Raw genomic sequence first — 17,545 nt, forward strand, 5'->3', positions numbered from 1 at the left:
TATGGTGAGGCCGAACAGCGATCCGGGCGATTCGAGGCCAAGGAGGGCGTGTGGACCTCAACACGATCGACACCATCCTCCGCCCGAATGCGCGTGCCGATCTGCCGGATTGGCAGGACGGCGACGCCTGTCTGGCCGGCGGGACTTGGCTGTTCTCGGAGCCGCAGCCGACGACGCGGCGGCTCGTCGACCTCGCGTCGCTCGGCTGGTCGCCGCATGCCGTCGATCCCGACGGCCTGACGTTGGCGGCGACCTGCACCATAGCCCAACTCGACCGGCTGGAACTGCCATCGAACTGGATTGCAGCTCCGCTCGTCGGGCAGTGCTGCCGGGCCCTGCTGGGGTCGTTCAAGATCTGGAACGTCGCGACGGTCGGCGGCAACCTGTGCATGGCCCTGCCGGCCGGGCCCATGACCGCGCTAACCGCGGCTCTCGAGGCGACCTGCGTGATCTGGGCATCGGATGGCGGCGAGCGCCGTCTCCCGGTCACGGAATTCGTCCTCGGGCCGCAACGGAATGCACTCCGACCGGGGGAGATCCTGCGCAGCGTGATCATCCCGGCCGCCGCCCTGACCCGCCGCACCGCGTTCCGGCGCATCAGTTTGAGTCCGAACGGCCGTTCGGGGGCGCTGCTGATCGGCACCAGAGAGTCCGACGGCGCCTTCGCGCTCACCGTCACGGCCTCGATCCGCAAGCCCCTGCGCCTTGCGTTCGCGGGCCTGCCGGATCGCCGGGAACTCGCCCGGGCACTGGACGCCGCGATCCCGGACGACCTCTGGTACGACGACGTGCACGGAAAGCCGGAGTGGCGGGCGCACATGACCCGCCACCTCGCGGAGGAGATCCGCGACGCGCTGGCCGACGAGGCTGCGGCATGAGATTCACGGTCAACGGCCACGCGCATACCGGCGAGCCGCGCCCCGGCCAGTGCCTGCGCACCTACCTGCGCGATGCCGGCTGGTACGGCGTCAAGAAGGGCTGCGACGCCGGCGATTGCGGCGCCTGCACGATCCATCTCGACGGCGAGCCGGTGCATAGCTGCCTGGTCCCGGCCTTTAGGGCCGAGGGCCGCAGCATCACCACCATCGAGGGTCTGGCCGGTCCCTGCCGGCCGGGCGATGCGGCGCCCGACGTGATCCATCCGGTGCAGGCGGCGTTCCTGGCCGCCCAGGGCTTCCAGTGCGGTTTCTGCACCTCCGGCATGATCATGACCGCCGCGACCCTGAACCAAGGGCAGAAGCGGGACCTTGGTACGGCCCTGAAAGGGAATTTGTGCCGCTGCACCGGATACCGTGCGATCCGGGATGCCGTTGCGGGGATCGCCCATCGCGATGTCGCCGGGGAGGGAGACCCGATCGGCCGGAACCTGCCGGCTCCGGCCGCGCCCCTGGTGGTGACCGGGCGAGCGCGCTTCACCCTCGATGCGCCGCCGGACGGCGCTCTGCACCTCAAGGTCCTCCGCTCGCCGCACGCTCATGCCCGCATCGTCGCGATCGACACCGCGGCGGCGAGCGCCGTCCCGGGGGTTGTCGCGGTGCTGACCCACGCGGATGCGCCGCAGCAGGCGTTCTCCACCGGCCGCCACGAGGACCCGCGCGACGACGCCGCCGACACGCGGGTCCTCGATTCGATCATGCGTTTCGTCGGCCAGCGGGTCGCGGCCGTGGTGGCCGAGACCGAGGCCGCCGCGGAGGCCGGCTGCCGGGCGTTGCGCGTCACCTACGAACTGCGACCGGCCCTCTTCGATCCCGTCCTAGCCCTCGCCGGGGATGCCCCGATCATCCACGATCCGGCGGACCGGCCCGGCGCGGACGCGCCTCCGCTGACGCGCCATCCGAACTTGGCCGCCGAGGTCCACGGCCAGATCGGCGACGTGGAGGCGGGTTTCGCCGACGCCGATGTCGTCTACGCCGAGACCTTCCGATCACAGCGGGTCCAGCACGTCGCCCTGGAGACGCATGGCACCGTCGGGTGGCGCGACCCGGACGGGCGGCTGACGCTGCGCACCAGCAGCCAGGTGCCGTTCCTGACGCGCGACGCCCTGTGCGACCTGTTCGGGCTCGAACGGGATGCGGTTCGGGTCCTGTGCGGCCGCGTCGGCGGCGGTTTCGGCGGCAAGCAGGAGATGCTGACCGAGGATCTGGTCACGCTCGCGATCCTGCGCACCGGCCGGCCGGTGGTATGGGAGCTGACCCGCGAGGAGCAGTTCAGCGCGACCACCACGCGCCACCCGATGCAGGTCGCCGTGAAGGTCGGCGCCCGGCGGGGCGGGCGCCTCACGGCGATCAGCCTCGACGTGCTCTCCGATACCGGCGCCTACGGCAACCATGCCGGCGGCGTGATTCATCACGGCTGCAATGAGGTGCTCGCCGCCTATAAATGCCCGAACAAGCGGGTCGACGGCCACGCCGTCTTCACCAACACGGTGCCGTCGGGTGCTTTCCGGGGCTATGGGCTGAGCCAGACGATCTTCGCCCTCGAATCGGCCCTCGACGAAGTAGCCCGCTCGTTGGGGATCGACCCATTCGCGTTGCGCCGGATCAACGCCGTCCGTCCGGGCGACCTGATGGTGTCGAACAGTCTTGAGCCACACGACGTAGTCTTCGGCAGTTACGGTCTCGATCAATGCCTCGACCGTGCTGAGGAGGCCCTGCGCGCCGATCCTGGGCCGGAACCCGAGCCCGGCTGGCGGGCCGGCACAGGCATGGCGATGGCCATGATCGACACGATCCCGCCCCGCGGCCATCATGCCGACGCGCGGGTGAGCCTGGATCCGGACGGCGTTTTCACCGTGCGGGTCGGCACGGCCGAATTCGGCAACGGGACCGCCACGGTCCATCGTCAGATCGCGGCCTCGGCACTCTGCGCTGCCCCCGACCGCGTCCGGGTCGCGGGGGCGGATACCGACGCCGTCGACCACGACACCGGCGCCTACGGCAGCACCGGCACCGTGGTTGCCGGCTTGGCGGTGCTCCGCGCGGCCGAGGCGCTGGCGGTGATGATCCGGGCGCGCGCAGCGGAGATATCCGGTACGGGGATAGACGCATGCCGGCTGGCCGGAGACGCCGTGGCGGTGCCCGGCGGATCCCTGCTGCTGGCGGAGATCGGCCCGCTCGAGGCCCGGGGCCGGGCCGATGGCAGCCCCCGTTCGGTGGCGTTCAACGTCCAGGCCTTCCGGGTGGCCGTCCACCCGGTGAGCGGCGAGGTCCGCATCCTTCGGAGCGTCCATGCCGCCGACGCCGGACGGGTGATCAACCCGATGCAATGCCGCGGCCAGGTCGAGGGCGGGATCGCGCAGGCGATCGGCGCCGCCCTGTACGAGGATGTCTCCATCGACGCCGGAGGCCGGGTCACCACCCGGACGCTGCGCGACTACCACATCCCGGCCTGCGCCGACGTTCCGGACACGGAAGTGCTGTTCGCCGAGACCCACGACAGCGTCGGGCCGCTCGGCGCGAAGTCGATGAGCGAGTCGCCGTTCAATCCGGTGGCGGCGGCCCTCGGCAACGCGATCCGCGACGCAACCGGGGCCCGGCTTACCGCGACCCCCTTCGCGCCCGACAGGATCTTCCGGGCCACGATGGCCGGCCGCGGCGGGGAGGGATGATGGACGACGCGCGCAAGGTCGCGATCCCAGCGGCCGGGCAATTCGGCCTCTTGGAGCGCCGGTTTCGGCTCGCCGAGCACGGCACCACCGTGCGCACGGAGCTGCTCGCGGGCCTGACCACCTTCCTGACGATGGCCTACATCGTGTTCATCAATCCCAGCATCCTGGCCGATGACGGCATGCCCAAAGGCGCGGTGTTCGTGGCGACCTGCCTGGTCGCGGCGCTCGGCTCGCTGGTGATGGGCCTGTACGCCAACTACCCGATCGCCCTGGCGCCCGGGATGGGGCTCAACGCCTACTTCGCCTACGTGGTCGTGCTCGGAATGGGCTTCACCTGGCAGGCGGCGCTCGGCGCGGTGTTCATCTCCGGCCTCTGCTTCCTGGCCGTCACCCTAACGGGCCTCCGGGCGATCATCGTCGACGGCATCCCGCGCTCGATGCGGATCGCCCTCACGGTCGGGATCGGGTTGTTCCTGGCCGTCATCGCGCTCAAGAACGCCGGCATCGTGGCTGCCAGCCCGGCGACGTTCGTGACCCTCGGCGACCTGCACAAGCCGAGCACGGTGCTGGCGGTGATCGGCTTCCTGATCGTCGCCGCGTTGTCCGCCCGAGGGGTGAGGGCGGCTCTGCTCACAAGCATCCTGACGGTCACGGGGCTGAGCTTTTTCGTCGCCGGCAACACATTCGAGGGCGTGGTCTCGATGCCGCCCTCGATCACGCCGACCTTGTTCGCCCTCGACCTCTCAGGCGCCCTGTCGGGGGGCCTGCTCCACGTCGTCCTGGTGCTCTTTTTGGTCGAATTGTTCGACGCCACCGGCACCCTGATGGGGGTGGCGAGCCGCGCCGGATTGCTCACCGACGGCCGAATGCAGCGCCTCGACCGCGCGCTCCTGGCCGATTCCACTGCGATCTTCGTGGGCTCGCTGCTCGGCACATCGAGCACCACCGCCTATCTGGAAAGCGCCTCCGGGGTGGCCGAGGGCGGACGCACCGGGCTGACCGCCGCCACCGTGGCGGTGCTGTTCCTAGCCTGCCTGTTCTTCGCGCCGTTGGCCGGCGCGGTCCCGCCCTATGCCACTGCGCCGGCGCTGTTCTACGTCGCCTGTCTGATGCTCCGCGAGCTGGTGGATCTCGCCTGGGACGATTCCACCGAGGTCATCCCAGCCTGCGTGACCGCGCTCCTCATGCCGTTCACCTACTCGATCGCCACGGGCGTCGCCTTCGGCTTCATCACCTACGCGGCGGTGAAGCTGCTCACCGGCCGCGCGCGCGAGGTGAAGCCGGTGGTGTGGGTGATCGCAGCGCTGTTCCTGTTCAAGTTCTTCGAGACCGGCAGCGCGCATTGAGAACGTGCGGAGGAACGATGGCGATCATATGCGTGCGGCCGCCGCCGGCTAAACCGTGGCGAGATCGACGGTCCGCTCATGCTTCCAAGATCGTGTCGTGAAAAGGCTCGGCATCGTAGGCCTGGGCTGAGATGCCGAAGTCGCAGTTTAGCCCCGAGGTAAATTCGGCGGCCCGGTCGACTTCGTTTTGCTGACCGTGCCCCGCCTGCAGCCGAACGAGGGTGCTCCGCGCATCACAGACCCGATGGAGCTTCCAGCCTCGGTCGAGTTTGTTCCGCACGCATTCGGAAGACACTTCAGGCGTATGGACAAACCGGTCCGCGGCTAGGTGTGAAGCGAGATCGCGAACAGGCGTTTGACGGCACAGGCTCCGCGCACGGGCGTGACGGCCACGATCTGTGCCTCGCCGGACGTCGCCTTCTGCACAACGGCTTCTGATGCGATGCAGCCGCAGGCGAGGGTGCGGGTCATCTGCTCCAGGCGACGCGCCACGTTGACGGTGTCGCCGACCGCGGTGAACTCGACGCGTTCCGCCCCGATGGCGCCGAAGAAAACCGGACCGCGATGCAGCCCGATGCCGATACGGACCGGCGATAGACCCGCCTGCTCCCGTTCGCGGCTCCAGTCCGACATGGCAGCAGCAAGCGCGCGGGCCGCCGCGACGGCGCGATCGGCATCCTCGGACGTTGCTTGCGGCACGCCGAACACGGCCATGACCTCGTCGCCCACGAATTTGTCGACAAGGCCGCCCGCCGCCTCGATCGCCCGCGCGGCGCGGCCCCGGAAATCGGCAAGGAATGCTGCGACGTCGCTCGGCGCCAGGGTTTCGCAGAGACGGGTAAAGCCGCAGATGTCGGCAAACAGCACCGTTGCCTCCTGCTCCCAGACGGCGCGCAAAGTGTTGAAGTCGGTGTCCGCGATCCATCGGGCGACAGCAGGGGCGGCCAAGCGCGCGAGATTGTCTCGTTGCTGCATCACCATCCGGGCGGTGGAGCGAAGGCGCTGAACGCGCAGCGCAAGACACGTTGCGGCAAGCCCGGCGACGCCGAGGGCGTCAGGTTCCGGCGCGGTCGCGGATGCCAACCCCAGAATCAACGGTATCGGCGCCACGGCGAGGAAAGGACTGTCCCATACTGTGGCGACGGTACAGCGTCGGCGAACACTCTGGGCCCAGTCAGCCACCCGCCGCGCGCGACCGAGCAAAGGAAAGGTGTCCACCGCCACGGCGGGAGCTTCCGGAAGGAACATCGCCGGCATCAGCAGCCCGAGCAGACGCGGCTGATGACGCGCTGCGCCCTGAGGTGCTCGCGCTCGACGGCGGGAGAACGAACGTCACGGCTCGTCCGGGATGCAAGAGGGTGGTTGATCGCGGCGAGGCTCGGCACGTCGGGCTGCGTGAAGCGCGGGGCCGGGTGCGATCGTGCGGCGGTCGGGACTGCAAGGGGCAAGAGAATGACACCGATCGCGGCGCCCGCCGTGATTCTGGTCCGATGAGAATTCATGGTCTCATACTCCCGATCGTGGCGTATCAGGAGTGCAGCGGCGATCTTACGCCATGATTTCTTCGATCTGAAAACTCATGACATTAGAAACACGCCAATTTATTCGCCATCGATATTACGCGCTGCAATCTTTTTCGATGATCTTCGGATACGATGTGCAACCGCGCGTGACCGCATCCAGGCCAGGGGGTCGGGTTGCGCTCATGCGCACCGTTGGAACGTCCGCCCCTCCAGCGGCCGCCCGCTGCGAGATCCAGCTTTTGATCCGGAGGCTCTGAGCACTTGGCCGCCCTCGTCCGTGATCACGGGCGGGAGGTCGGGCTCACCGGCGCCGACGGCCCAAGTGCGATGCGTCAAGACGCGTCGATCCCGACAGGATCGCAACGTTGCGACCATCGTCGACCGTTGGGCGGGCGATGCTCGGGATCGAGTTGGAACGCCCTGCGGCTGGCGTCGCCCGAAGGAATACCTCCGTCGGACGCACTTCGCGCGCGGGGAGAGCGGCTGCCGTGCTGTCGCGACGGCAACGGGGAGCGAAGCTGGGGGCGGCCTGTCAGAGCGCAGCTGCGGAGCGTGATCGAAGCAGGCGCGCCTCCACCGGAGGGTAAAGGTGCTACGCGGCGACCCTCAGCGCATCGATGCGTCGGATGCCGCTGTGGCCCTGGAGGACCGGCATCGCGCCGGTCAGGCGGAGGCGCGGGGCTAGGCGCGTCAGGGCGCCCAGGCCCTCCTCCAGTTCGATCCGCGCCAGAGCTTCGCCGATGCACCGGTGTGCGCCGCCGCCGAAGACCGGATGCAGGCGTGGTAGGTCGGTGCGCCGGACGTCGAACGTGTCGGGATGCGCGTAGACGGCCTCGTCCCGCAACGCCGACAGGGTCGAGAGCAGGATCAGGCTTCCGGCCGGCACGACATGACCGTCGAGGCGGATCTCCTCCCGGGCTACCCGCCCAGCGGACCCGACGCTCGGCTCGTAGCGCAGGGATTCTGCTACCGCGGCCGGGATCAGGCCGGAATCGCCTCTTACCGCCGCCCATTGCTCGGGATGTTGCAGCAGCAGCGCCACCTGCATGGCGCCGGCGACGCGGGTCGTATCGGTGCCGCCGATGATCATCTGCACGAGCTGGATGATCACTTCCTGGGGGGTGAGTTCACCCGCCGCCTCGGCTTCCGCGAGGAAGCGCGTCAGGAAGTCGTCCTGGGGCGCCGATCGGCGCGCATCGAGAAGTGCATGCACATAATCCTGTAGCGCGACCGCGGCCGCTTCGAGTTCCGGGATGTCCTCCGGTCCGAAGGTGAAGCTCAGCACCCGGGAGACCTCGTAGGCGAGACGCGTGAAGCGAGGGATGTCTCCGCGCGGCAGGCCGAGGATTTCGGCTATGGTCTGGGCTGGGATCAGGGCGGTGTAACGCCCGACAAGGTCGGTCTCCCCCTCCGGCATCCAGTCTTGGACGAGGCTCTCTGCGGCAGCGCGGATCCGCGGGCGCAGGCCTTCGATCATCCGGGCCGCGAAGGTGCGGGTGAAGGGCGAGCGGCGCCGACGATGAACCGCACCGTTGGCGTTGAGCATTCCGTGCGCGAAGATGTCGAACAGTGGGCCTTCCGGAATCCCGCGCGCCTCAGGATAGAGCGTCTCCGTCGCCTGGACGCGAGGATCGCGCATCAGCAGATCGACATCGCGGGCGCGGAGCACGAGGAAGCCGGCGACCTCGTGACCGACGAGGGGCAGGCGGGGTCGCCAAGCGCGGAACACCCCGTGCGGATCAGCCTCCAGCTCCGCCACCGTCAGCATCGGGATGCCGACGGACGGCTCGGGAATGCCAGCGTGGAGCGTACTGTCTTCGGTGTCGTTCATCCGGAGGTCCTCGCTGCTGTGATGCGCGCGAACTTGCGGAGACCCGGGCTACAGGACGATTTCGGAACCTCGCCCGAGGGTTACGATCATAACATTCCACGCGGAGGCCTGCGGGGGAGGACGCGCGAATGGCTCCCGTGTGCGCAAGAGCACGTCCAGTGCAGCGTGTTTCGTGCGTCAGAGACTCCGAAATCATGCCGTAACTTGGCCCTTCGAAGAAGGCTGTCGCCTCGCAAAAGGAGAAGTCTTCATGGTTGCAAGTCTGGCCAATAGCGACGACGTCTTCGAGGCGTTGCTCAGGCGAACGATCACGGAATCTATGATCGGCGGAAAAGATCACGGGGTCTCGGGTGCCGAAGACCTGATTGCTCGCCTACGGCATTATGAGCGACGGGCGCTGCAGGAGCAGCTGAGCACTCAGACGCTTCAGGTCATTTCGTCGGCGCGGCGCCTTCTCGGCGACGGGCCGGAGAGGGGCCGGTGCCGTGACGTCGGCGCGCGATGACGTCGGACGGCGTCCGGTCAGGGTGCCGTCCCGCTGATCCGAGCGGAGAGGGCCGCGCTTGGGACATGACGCCGCGGGTTCAGGAGGGCGCGGGCCGCTCTCCTTCGAGGGAGTGAAACATGGCGCGCATACCCGCGCCGTTGCGTGACCGACGGAGCCCGTCCGAAGGCCTTCGCGCCGCTTTCCCCTACGGCATGCGGGTCGTCAGGCCGACCGACAGGAAGCGCTCGATCATCGCGTTGACCTGGTCGGCAACCTCGAGCGTGTTGTAATGGCCTGCGAGCAGCGTCTTGGCGGTGACGAGCTGCGGGCAGAGTTCGCGCAATCGGTCGAGATCGCGCGCCGCCTCCACCAGGGGCACGTCGGCCGAGATGTAGGTCATCATGCAGGCGCTTCTGCCGATCCGACTTTTGCAATTTTGTATAAATTAAACCGAAGATATTATCGTTTGTGCTGATATTTAGCGCCAATATCTGAGAGAAATTCGAGATAATCAGGATGCGTATGGTGGATACATCCACCGTAGGCGAAACCGATCGTCAAAATATCGAGCAGCCACGCGAAGGTGCCGCGTACCGTTCGGGGGATCGTGACCGCAGGTGGAGCCGGGTCGGCCCAGTCCCGGGATCGGCTGGCCGGCGGCTGCCCGGTGCCCGCTACGGGGTCCCGCCAATCAGGTCCGGACTTACGGAAGTGTCTGCGGCCGCGCGGATAGACCGGCGGGATCACGGCGTCAATCATGGCCGCCTCTCCACTGTGAGAATTCGACCATGGTATTTGTGCGTTACGTCGCCATGTCGATCAGCATCGATCCATATTACAGCGGTAACAAACTGGCATTTGCTCCCCAGATACAGCTATGTCCAGGGCGAATGCTCGTGTTGTGTTGCCTCGCACAATGTGAAGGGCGCAATCCTTTGGGGGGCATGGTATCAGCTCCGCCGTACGAGGCCCGACGTCCGGAAGTGCCCTGAAGGCCGGCCGGGATGGGTCGGCGAAGGATGGGGCGGTGTCCCGGGCGGCGATGTCCCCCGATCCGGGGCGGCGGTCTTGATCCCTGAGCCGGCGCATCGAGATCGCGCCGTCGCGGCACGCTGCCGCGAAGCGGAGTTAGCCATGGTCGAACCCAGCCTGCACCGGGGTCACGGGCGGAGCGCACGCCCCGGCACGACCCGCATCCTCCTCGTCGAGGACGATGCGGGCATGCAGCGCATCGTCTCGGACCACTTCGCCGACCACGACGTCGACGTCACGCCGGCGACGGACCGAGCGGAGGCGGAGAAGCGGCTCGCGGAGGGCACGTTCGATCTTGTCGTGCTCGACCTGCGACTGGGATCGGAGAACGGGCTGGATCTCTTGCGCGACCTGCGCGTCAGGAGCGACCTGCCGGTGATCATCACCACCGGCCACCGCCGGGACGAGATCGACCGGGTGATCGGTCTCGAACTCGGCGCGGACGATTACCTCGTCAAACCCTACGGTTTGCGTGAGCTGCTCGCTCGGGTGCGGGTGATCCTGCGGCGAGCCGAGGTCGCGCCCGTCCCAGCACGGGCGCAGGATTCTCACCGGAGCCGCTTCGACGATTGGGTGCTCGACCGGCGTCGCCGGCGGCTCACCAACCCCGCGGGCGCGGATGTCGCCCTCAGCAAGGGCGAATACGCGCTGCTGGTGGCCTTCCTGGACGCCCCCCAACGTCCGTTGAGCCGCGAGCAACTCCTGCAGGCCACCCGCGTCCACGAAGACGTGTTCGACCGCAGCATCGACGTCCAAATCCTGCGGCTGCGCCGGAAGCTGGAGGCGGATCCCACCGCGCCGCGCTTGATCGTCACCGAGCGTGGCGTCGGCTACGTCTTCGCCGCGCCCGTCGAGAACCTGTAGCCGTGGCCCCGCCGCGCTCGGCCCGGTCCCCCGCCGCCGCTCTCGCGGCTGGCCTCGTCGGCAGCGCCCTGGCGGTCCTGCCGCCATTCGCCCAGGAGCGGCCGGTCGGCGGCCCGATGCCGGCCGAGGCCGTTGAGGCGCTGGGCGTGATCACGCCGGTCCCGAGCAGCCTCGGCGCGGATCCGGGCCGGATCGCCATCGGCCGGATGCTGTTCGCCGACACCCGGCTATCGCGCGGAGGCGACCGGGCCTGCATCACCTGCCATGACATCCGCAGCAACGGCGCCAGCGCGGTTCCGCGAAATCTCACCGCCGATGGCACGCCCGCACCGCGCAACACGCCTACAGCCTTCAATGCGGCGTTGAGCTTCCGCCTCGGCTGGGCGGGCGACATCCCGACCCTGCAGGACCAAGCCGAACTCGCCCTGACCCGGCCGGAATTCCTGGGCGGATCCTGGCCGGATATCCTGGCGGTGATCCGCGACGATCCGGCGCTCGCCGGTCCGTTTCGCGCCGCCTACGGCCGGGAGGCTGATCGGGAGGCGGTGATCGACGCGATCAACAGCTTCGAGCGCAGCCTGCTCACCCCCGACAGCCGCTTCGACCGGTGGCTGCGCGGCGATACCCACGCCATCACCGAAGCGGAGCGGGCGGGCTTCGCCCTGTTCCGGGGAATCGGCTGCGCCGCCTGCCACCAAGGCGTCAATGTCGGCGGCAACCTGTTCGAGAAGGTCGGGATTTTCGTCCCGATCCCCAACAAGGCCGCCGAGGTGCTGCGGGTACCCAGCCTGCGCAACGTCGCGGTCACGGCCCCCTACTTCGACGATGGCGGCGTCGCCACGCTGCCCGAGGCGGTGCGGCTCATGGCCCGGGTCCAGCTCGGTCGGGAACTGACGGCCTCGCAGACGGGCGCGATCGTAGCGTTCCTCGGAACCCTGACCGGCTCCTACGCGGGACGACCCCTCATGGCTCCAGACGCGCCCGGCGCCGCGCCGAAGCCGTGAGGCTGACCGCGCAGGCCGCCATCCTCGGCGCGTTGCTGGCCGCGCTTCTCACGTGGCTGATGATCAACGGCAAGGGCGAGATGGACGCCGCCTACGTGCGGACCCAGCGAACGGTCGACGCCATCGCCCTCGCGGAATCCCGGATGCAGCACGACGTGCTCCGGGCCCGGACCGGGCTCCTGCGCAACTACGATCCGATCGTAGCTCACCTCCGGGACATGCGGGCGGCGCTGACCGGGATGCGCGCCACGAACGGGCTTGACGATGGTGAAATGCGCGCCCTGGCCGAGGCGATCGCCCGGGAGGCGCAGATGGTCGAGCGCTTCAAGACCGGCAACGCCCTCGTGCAGAACTCGATCGCCTATTTCGACTCCCTCAGCGACCGAATGTCGGAGCCGGATATCGATCCCCGTCTCGCCCGCGCGGTCGCCGCGCTGCAGATCCGGGTCTCGGAGCTTGCCCGGGACTCGAGCCCCGAGCGCCTCGACGCCATCCGTGCCCGGCTCGACGCCCTGGCCGCGGCCCCCTGGGCGGCGGACAGGGGTGCGGACATCGACGCCATCGTCCTGCACGGCCGTCAACTCCTGGATCTGCTGCCGCAGGTCGACACCGTCACCCGTTCACTTCCGGCAGCGTCGAGCGAGGCGGCGCGGCAAGCCCTTCTGGAGGCCCGCCGCACTCTCAAGGACCGGCGGCAGGCGCGCGCGGACGGCTTCCGCCTCGCCCTTTACGCAGCGGCTCTGGCGCTGCTCGCGCTGGTGGTTCGGGTCGGCTTCCTGATGCGGGCCGGCACCGTGATCCTGCGCCGGACGATCGTTTTCCAAGCCGTCGTGGCGCAGGCCACAAACCTCTTCCTCGCCAGCCAGCCCGACGAGATCGAAGCGCACATCGTCGATGCCATGGCCATCGTGGGAGAGGGAGCTGGGACGGACCATTGCTACGTCCTCATGCTGGACGGCACGGATGCGGTGCACCTCTGGAATCGGCCCGGGCATCGGGCCCCATGCGGATGGCCGGATGCGCAACGGGCCCTCATGCCCGATATCACGGCCGCCCCGGAAGACTACATCTTCATCGAAACGGCGGCCGGGCATGGCCCTCCGGCCCTGCTTCTGGCCCTCGCGCAGCGTGGGGTCACCACATTCACGTGCGCGCGCATGCGCCGGCAGGGCAAAATCGTCGGCGTGCTGTGCTTCGAGCGCACGAGCAGCACCCTGCCACCCTGGATGCGGCATTCGCGAGGCCTGCTGCAGGTCGTCGCCGACAGCTTCGGGGCCGCACTGGAGCGGCAGCACGTCTGGGCGGAGCGCCGCGAGATCGAGACGACCCTTCGGCGCGCGCAACGGCTCGAAGCGATCGGGATCTTCGCGAGTGGCGTGGCGCACAACATCAACAACGTGCTCAACGTGATGCTCGGCCATGCCGAGATCGCCGCGGACGCCCTGCCGGCCGATCCGCGACGGGCCGGCACGCAGATCGACCTTCTGGTCCAGGCGGGTGGCCGCGCGCACGAGATCGCGGCGCAGATCCTCGATTACGGGCGACGGGGCGGCGCCACCCAGATCACGAGCGCGGTCGATGCGATCGTGTCCGAGACGGTGGCGCAGATCCGAACCTCGACCGCCGACCCGACCACGCTCCGCCTGACGGGGGCTGCCGAAGGCGCGATCGTCGATGGCGAGCCGGCACAGCTGCAGCAGGTGGTCCACAACCTCATCCGTAATGCCATGCAGGCCTCCGAACCGGGCGCGCCGGTTGACGTACGGCTCGAGCGCGTCCGGCTACCCGAGCGGCGAACCGTCTCCCATGGTGAGCTGCCATCCGGCGAGTACGCCCGGATCCGCGTGTCCGACACCGGCCGCGGGATGGATGAGGGCACGCTCGCACGCATCTTCGAGCCCTTCTTCACCACCCGTCCGGCCGGGACCGGGCTCGGGCTCGCCACCGCCTTCGAGTTCGTCCAGGAGCAGGACGGGGCCTTCGACGTGCGCAGCGCGGTGGGGGAGGGCAGCACGTTCGAGGTGTGGTTGCCCGTGATCCCGCAGGCAGAAACCGCCACCTCGGTCGCCGGCGCAACCGTCATGGTTGTCGGGGGCGTGCGCGCGGCCGTGCAGGAAGATGAGGAGACCCTTGCGGCACTGGGCTACGAGCCCATCGGCTACACCGATACGGAGGCAGCGCTGGCGGCCCTGCGCGCGGAGCCCGAGCGCTTCGACCTGTTGATCGTCGAAAACAGGCCGTCGGGTCCGTTGGGTCTCGCCTTCGCCCGCCGGGCCGCCGCGATCGTGAACCGTCCGATCGTCCTCTCGCTCTCGGCCGCAGACACAGTGAGGCCGGAGGTCCTCTCAGCCGTCCCCATCGTGGATGTCGCACGCCGACCCTGGCGTTCGACTGCACTCGCGCTCACGCTGCGACGACATTTGGGATCCGAGATGCGGAGCGCGCCGTCCCTGCGCGAGGCCGCGAGAACCAAGCGGCTTCAGAAGAGCCATTGATCGCAGGCCCGGATGTGCGGTTGCCTCGGCTTGGTGGCACCTCACCATTTCGATCAGCGGCAACCGACCATGCTCGCAGGCCGACACGCGGATCTCCCGCTTCACGGGCTTCGAGGGCTTATGAAACCGGGAGTGCCACACCTCGGCGCTCGGATATTGCGCACCCGGCGTCTACGAGCAGGAGACCCGGCCGAGCCCGTCATCCGAACTCCGGTTCAGCCAAGCCACCGAAACGTCTGCACAAACGCGGCAATCTCAACTTCCGCAGAGTGACGGGCATGATCCATACGCGCCAGGTCGGCGAGCACACCGCGTCCGATGGGATGCCAGTCAAGCCGGGCTCGCATCAGTGCGCTCGATGCCGCCTTGTCGAGGCCGACGAGCGCTCCCAACCATCCGAAATGACCGGCCGTCTCATTCGGCGACACTGTGGCCACCGACACCTTCCGCGATCTCGCGCTCTGAGATGCCGTCCTCGGAGACCGCGTGATATCGGGCGCCTGCCGTCTGCCTCTCCAATGCAGACCGATACGGGGACGTAACGTCGCGGACAGGGCCTGCCGCCCAGCGCCTTGTTCCGTGTCCGATATAACCAGCAGACCTTTCGCGCGGGCAAGGTCGACCAGATAGGTGATCAGACCCTGCGTGAATGATGGGGATCTGCTTCCCGGCAGCAAGCTTCGGACGGCCGTCGCATCAGTTGTCTTGAGTCGAGCTGGTTTCCTGGCGGTTGTCGAGCTTGCGCAATGCGGTGGCGATGTCCTGGAGGCTGGCATCGCCCTTGCGCAGGACGCGGTCGGCCTTCGACAACCGGTCGCGCTCCTCGGCCGTGACATCCCGGGCGCTGAGGACCACCACCGGCACGTCGGCGCAACCCGGCAGTCTTCTCAGACGGTCGAGGAACGAGAACCCGTCCATCACCGGCATGGTGAGGTCGAGGAGGATGAGGCGCGGCACGCCGAGCCCGACCTGATCCAGCGCCTCACGGCCGTCGCCGGCCTCGCGGACGCTCCAGCCGTTGCGTTCGAGGGCGGTGCGGAGGCGGTGCCGCATATCCGCGTCGTCGTCGACCACCAAGACGTCGCCGTCCGCGGCCCGGAACTGGTCCAGGATCGTCCGAAGGCGTGCCCAGTCCACCGGCTTCGGCACGGCTTCTACGGCCCCGAGCGAGGCGCTGAGCGTCGCGTCGGCGACAAAGCTCACCATGACCACCGGGATGCCAGCAGTCTCGGGGTCCGACTTGAGGGCCGCGAGCACCGACCAACCGTCCATCTCGGGCATCATCACGTCGAGGAGGATGGCGCGGGGCTTGAGCGACCGGGCGAGATCGAGGCCGGTGCGCCCGTCCCCGGCCGTGCGCACGGAGAAGCGCTGGCGTTCGAGGAACCGGGTCATGAGTTCGCGCTGGGATGCCTCGTCGTCGATGACGAGCACCAAGTCGTCCGTACGTTCGCCGTTCTCCGGCACCGCATCAGGCCCGTCATCGACCGTCCGCTCCGGTGCCGCCGCCGGCACGCGCAGGGTGAAGCTCGTTCCCTCGCCTGACGCGCTCGTGACGGTGATGTCGCCGCCGAGCAATTGGGCGAAGGCGCGGCTGAGCGCCAGCCCGAGGCCGGTCCCGCCGTAGTTGCGCGTAGTGCTCTCGTCGGCCTGCGTGAACCGCTCGAACAGGCGGCCGACCTGCTCGGGATTCATGCCGATGCCGGTATCCCGCACCGTGAACCGGAGCCAGTCGCCGCGCGGTCCCGGCTCCCGTGCCGCCTCCAGGGTGATGATGCCGCCCTCGGTGAACTTGGCGGCGTTCGAGAGCAGGTTGAACAGGCACTGGCGAAGCTTCACTGCGTCCGTTCGGGCCTGGCCCACACCGTCGGCCACGTCGAGAACGAGGACGTTTCCCTTCTTCTTCACCAGGGCTTCGACCGTGGCGGCCGCATCCGCGACGAACGCGGCGACGTCGATGTCCTCGGGATAGAGTTCCATCTTCTCGGCCTCGACCTTCGACAGGTCGAGCACGTCGTTGATCAGCCCAAGGAGGTGCTGGGCGTTCGACTTGATCTTGCCGAGATCCTTCAGGAGGCTCTCCTGCCCGAGTTCCTCCGCCTCCTCCTCCAGCATCTCGGAATAGCCGATCACGGCCGAGAGCGGCGTGCGAAGTTCATGGCTCATGTTGGCCAGGAACCGGCTCTTCGCCCGGCTGTGCTCCTCGGCGGCGTCCCGGGCCTCCTCGAGGGCGACCTCGAACGCGTGGCGCTCGGTGATATCCTCGTGGACACCCACCCACTCCCGAATCGTGCCGTCTGCATCGCGCACCGGCACCGCGCGCGCCACGTAGCGGCGCCAACCCGCGTCGGCAGTGCGCACGCGATGCTCGACCGTGTAGGGGGCCTGGTCACGCAGCGCCTGGGTCCAGGTCGCGACCGTCGCGGCGACGTCCTCGGGATGGATCGCCTCGGCCCACCCCGTGCCCATGTAGCTCTCCGGCGCCTGCCCGGTGATGGCGGCCCATCCCGCCTGCTCCTCGACGAAGCGCCCCGTGGCGTCGGTGGTCCACATCACGCCGTTCACGGCCCGGACCGCGGAGCGGAAGCGCGCCTCGCTGACGTGCAGGCGGCGCTGCACCCCGCGCTGGTCGAGCGACGAGGCGATCATCGCCAGGAACAGGATGAGGAAGGTGACGCCTGCCACCGCCAAAGCGAGGTCGCGCTGGCCCGCCGACAGGGAGGCCACGTGGGGCGCGTGAGCACCGGCCTCCTGCGCGGTGAAGGTCGCCGCGGCCATCCCGGTGTAGTGCATCCCGGCGACCGCCAGCCCCATGACGCAGGCGGCGGCGAGCTTCTGCCAGGGCCGGTTGCGGCGGAAGGTGAGCCACAGGGCGGCGGTTGCGGCCACGACCGCGATGGCGACCGACACCGCCACCACGGCCGGGTCGTAGGCGAGGTTGCCGGGGACCCGCATCGCCGCCATGCCGGTGTAATGCATCGCCGCGACGCCAAGGCCCATGAGCGGGCCCGCAACCAGGAGCGAACCCGCGCCGGTTCCCTTGCGTGCGACCCAGGCGAAGGCCCCGGCGGTGACGCCCACCGCGATCAGGAGAGACAATAGGGTCAGTCCGAGATCGTAGGCGGCAACCATCCCCATCTCGAAGGCGAGCATGCCGACGAAATGCATCGACCAGATGCCGCCGCCCATCGCTACCGCGGCGCCGGCGCCCCAGGCCCAGCGGGGTCCAGCGTCGGGGCGCCGGACCCGCGCGCCGAGATCGAGGGCTGCGTACGAGGCGAAAACCGCGATAACGATGGAGAGCGCGACGAGGAGAGGATTGTATCCGGTGTGGACCATAAGACTTCCGGTGCGTG

Annotated in this window: 13 protein-coding genes; 7 read left to right on the forward strand and 6 right to left on the reverse strand. The window is 68.7% G+C overall.

Annotation, left to right across the window (positions count from 1 at the left end; genetic code table 11):
- Window positions 1-50 precede the first annotated feature (50 nt).
- From MFF40_RS02295 to MFF40_RS02305, 3 genes are read left to right on the forward strand one after another with little or no spacing between them, the layout of a single operon-like run.
- Window positions 51-878, forward strand: coding sequence for an FAD binding domain-containing protein (locus MFF40_RS02295; RefSeq protein ID WP_238259556.1), 828 nt, complete (start codon window positions 51-53; stop codon window positions 876-878).
- Window positions 875-3,607, forward strand: a complete 2,733-nt coding sequence (locus tag MFF40_RS02300) for a molybdopterin-dependent oxidoreductase (protein ID WP_238259557.1) — start codon at window positions 875-877, stop codon at window positions 3,605-3,607. The genes MFF40_RS02295 and MFF40_RS02300 overlap by 4 nt, the downstream gene beginning before the upstream one ends.
- On the forward strand, window positions 3,607-4,953 hold the full coding sequence (locus MFF40_RS02305; protein ID WP_147896739.1) for an NCS2 family permease: 1,347 nt from the start codon (window positions 3,607-3,609) through the stop codon (window positions 4,951-4,953). Before MFF40_RS02300 ends, MFF40_RS02305 begins: the two co-directional genes overlap by 1 nt.
- A gap of 324 nt (window positions 4,954-5,277) precedes the next feature.
- On the opposite strand, the gene MFF40_RS02310 is transcribed toward MFF40_RS02305, so the two are convergent.
- Together MFF40_RS02310 and MFF40_RS02315 are read right to left on the reverse strand one after the other, a co-directional pair.
- A complete protein-coding gene (locus MFF40_RS02310) occupies window positions 5,278-6,210 on the reverse strand; it encodes an adenylate/guanylate cyclase domain-containing protein (protein ID WP_238259559.1) in 933 nt (310 codons plus the stop codon).
- Window positions 6,211-7,068: 858 nt separating this feature from the next.
- A complete protein-coding gene (locus tag MFF40_RS02315; RefSeq protein WP_147896737.1) occupies window positions 7,069-8,307 on the reverse strand; it encodes a cytochrome P450 in 1,239 nt (412 codons plus the stop codon).
- A 250-nt stretch (window positions 8,308-8,557) separates the two neighbouring features.
- Here MFF40_RS02315 and MFF40_RS02320 point away from each other — a divergent pair, with 250 nt between their 5' ends.
- Window positions 8,558-8,812, forward strand: a complete 255-nt coding sequence (locus MFF40_RS02320; RefSeq protein WP_147853536.1) for a hypothetical protein — start codon at window positions 8,558-8,560, stop codon at window positions 8,810-8,812.
- 187 nt (window positions 8,813-8,999) lie between these two features.
- Here the strand turns inward: MFF40_RS02320 and MFF40_RS02325 are convergent, their stop codons facing one another.
- Both MFF40_RS02325 and MFF40_RS02330 read right to left on the reverse strand, forming a co-directional pair.
- The gene (locus MFF40_RS02325; protein ID WP_238259560.1) at window positions 9,000-9,197 is read right to left on the reverse strand and encodes a hypothetical protein; all 198 of its coding nucleotides are present in this window, start codon (window positions 9,195-9,197) and stop codon (window positions 9,000-9,002) included.
- 56 nt (window positions 9,198-9,253) lie between these two features.
- Window positions 9,254-9,553 (reverse strand): hypothetical protein, encoded by a 300-nt coding sequence (locus MFF40_RS02330; protein ID WP_147896736.1) that lies wholly within the window; start codon window positions 9,551-9,553, stop codon window positions 9,254-9,256.
- A gap of 375 nt (window positions 9,554-9,928) precedes the next feature.
- On the opposite strand from MFF40_RS02330, the gene MFF40_RS02335 reads away from it, so the two are divergent.
- From MFF40_RS02335 to MFF40_RS02345, 3 genes are read left to right on the forward strand one after another with little or no spacing between them, the layout of a single operon-like run.
- Window positions 9,929-10,690 (forward strand): response regulator, encoded by a 762-nt coding sequence (locus MFF40_RS02335; RefSeq protein ID WP_147853538.1) that lies wholly within the window; start codon window positions 9,929-9,931, stop codon window positions 10,688-10,690.
- Between the two features lie 2 nt (window positions 10,691-10,692).
- Window positions 10,693-11,694, forward strand: coding sequence for a cytochrome-c peroxidase (locus MFF40_RS02340; RefSeq protein WP_147896735.1), 1,002 nt, complete (start codon window positions 10,693-10,695; stop codon window positions 11,692-11,694).
- Complete coding sequence (locus MFF40_RS02345) at window positions 11,691-14,189, forward strand: two-component system VirA-like sensor kinase (protein WP_238259561.1); 2,499 nt, start codon at window positions 11,691-11,693, stop codon at window positions 14,187-14,189. The genes MFF40_RS02340 and MFF40_RS02345 overlap by 4 nt, the downstream gene beginning before the upstream one ends.
- A 215-nt stretch (window positions 14,190-14,404) precedes the next feature.
- Here the strand turns inward: MFF40_RS02345 and MFF40_RS02350 are convergent, their stop codons facing one another.
- Both MFF40_RS02350 and MFF40_RS02355 read right to left on the reverse strand, forming a co-directional pair.
- Entirely contained in the window at window positions 14,405-14,626 is a 222-nt protein-coding gene (locus MFF40_RS02350; protein ID WP_147896733.1) for a hypothetical protein, read from the reverse strand.
- Window positions 14,627-14,885: 259 nt separating this feature from the next.
- Entirely contained in the window at window positions 14,886-17,528 is a 2,643-nt protein-coding gene (locus tag MFF40_RS02355; RefSeq protein WP_147896732.1) for an MHYT domain-containing protein, read from the reverse strand.
- Window positions 17,529-17,545 lie beyond the last annotated feature (17 nt).

The sequence above is a fragment of the Methylobacterium mesophilicum genome, from assembly GCF_022179445.1.
In the GTDB taxonomy this organism is placed as follows: Bacteria; Pseudomonadota; Alphaproteobacteria; order Rhizobiales; family Beijerinckiaceae; genus Methylobacterium; species Methylobacterium mesophilicum.

What these genes read in the sequence shown, in the direction of transcription:
- MFF40_RS02300 (WP_238259557.1), top strand. Translation starts at nt 875, where the DNA reads ATGAGATTCACGGTCAACGGCCACGCGCATACCGGCGAGCCGCGCCCC.
- MFF40_RS02305 (WP_147896739.1), top strand. Translation starts at nt 3,607, where the DNA reads ATGGACGACGCGCGCAAGGTCGCGATCCCAGCGGCCGGGCAATTCGGC.
- MFF40_RS02310 (WP_238259559.1), bottom strand. Translation starts at nt 6,210, where the DNA reads ATGCCGGCGATGTTCCTTCCGGAAGCTCCCGCCGTGGCGGTGGACACC.
- MFF40_RS02315 (WP_147896737.1), bottom strand. Translation starts at nt 8,307, where the DNA reads ATGAACGACACCGAAGACAGTACGCTCCACGCTGGCATTCCCGAGCCG.
- MFF40_RS02320 (WP_147853536.1), top strand. Translation starts at nt 8,558, where the DNA reads ATGGTTGCAAGTCTGGCCAATAGCGACGACGTCTTCGAGGCGTTGCTC.
- MFF40_RS02325 (WP_238259560.1), bottom strand. Translation starts at nt 9,197, where the DNA reads ATGATGACCTACATCTCGGCCGACGTGCCCCTGGTGGAGGCGGCGCGC.
- MFF40_RS02330 (WP_147896736.1), bottom strand. Translation starts at nt 9,553, where the DNA reads ATGATTGACGCCGTGATCCCGCCGGTCTATCCGCGCGGCCGCAGACAC.
- MFF40_RS02335 (WP_147853538.1), top strand. Translation starts at nt 9,929, where the DNA reads ATGGTCGAACCCAGCCTGCACCGGGGTCACGGGCGGAGCGCACGCCCC.
- MFF40_RS02355 (WP_147896732.1), bottom strand. Translation starts at nt 17,528, where the DNA reads ATGGTCCACACCGGATACAATCCTCTCCTCGTCGCGCTCTCCATCGTT.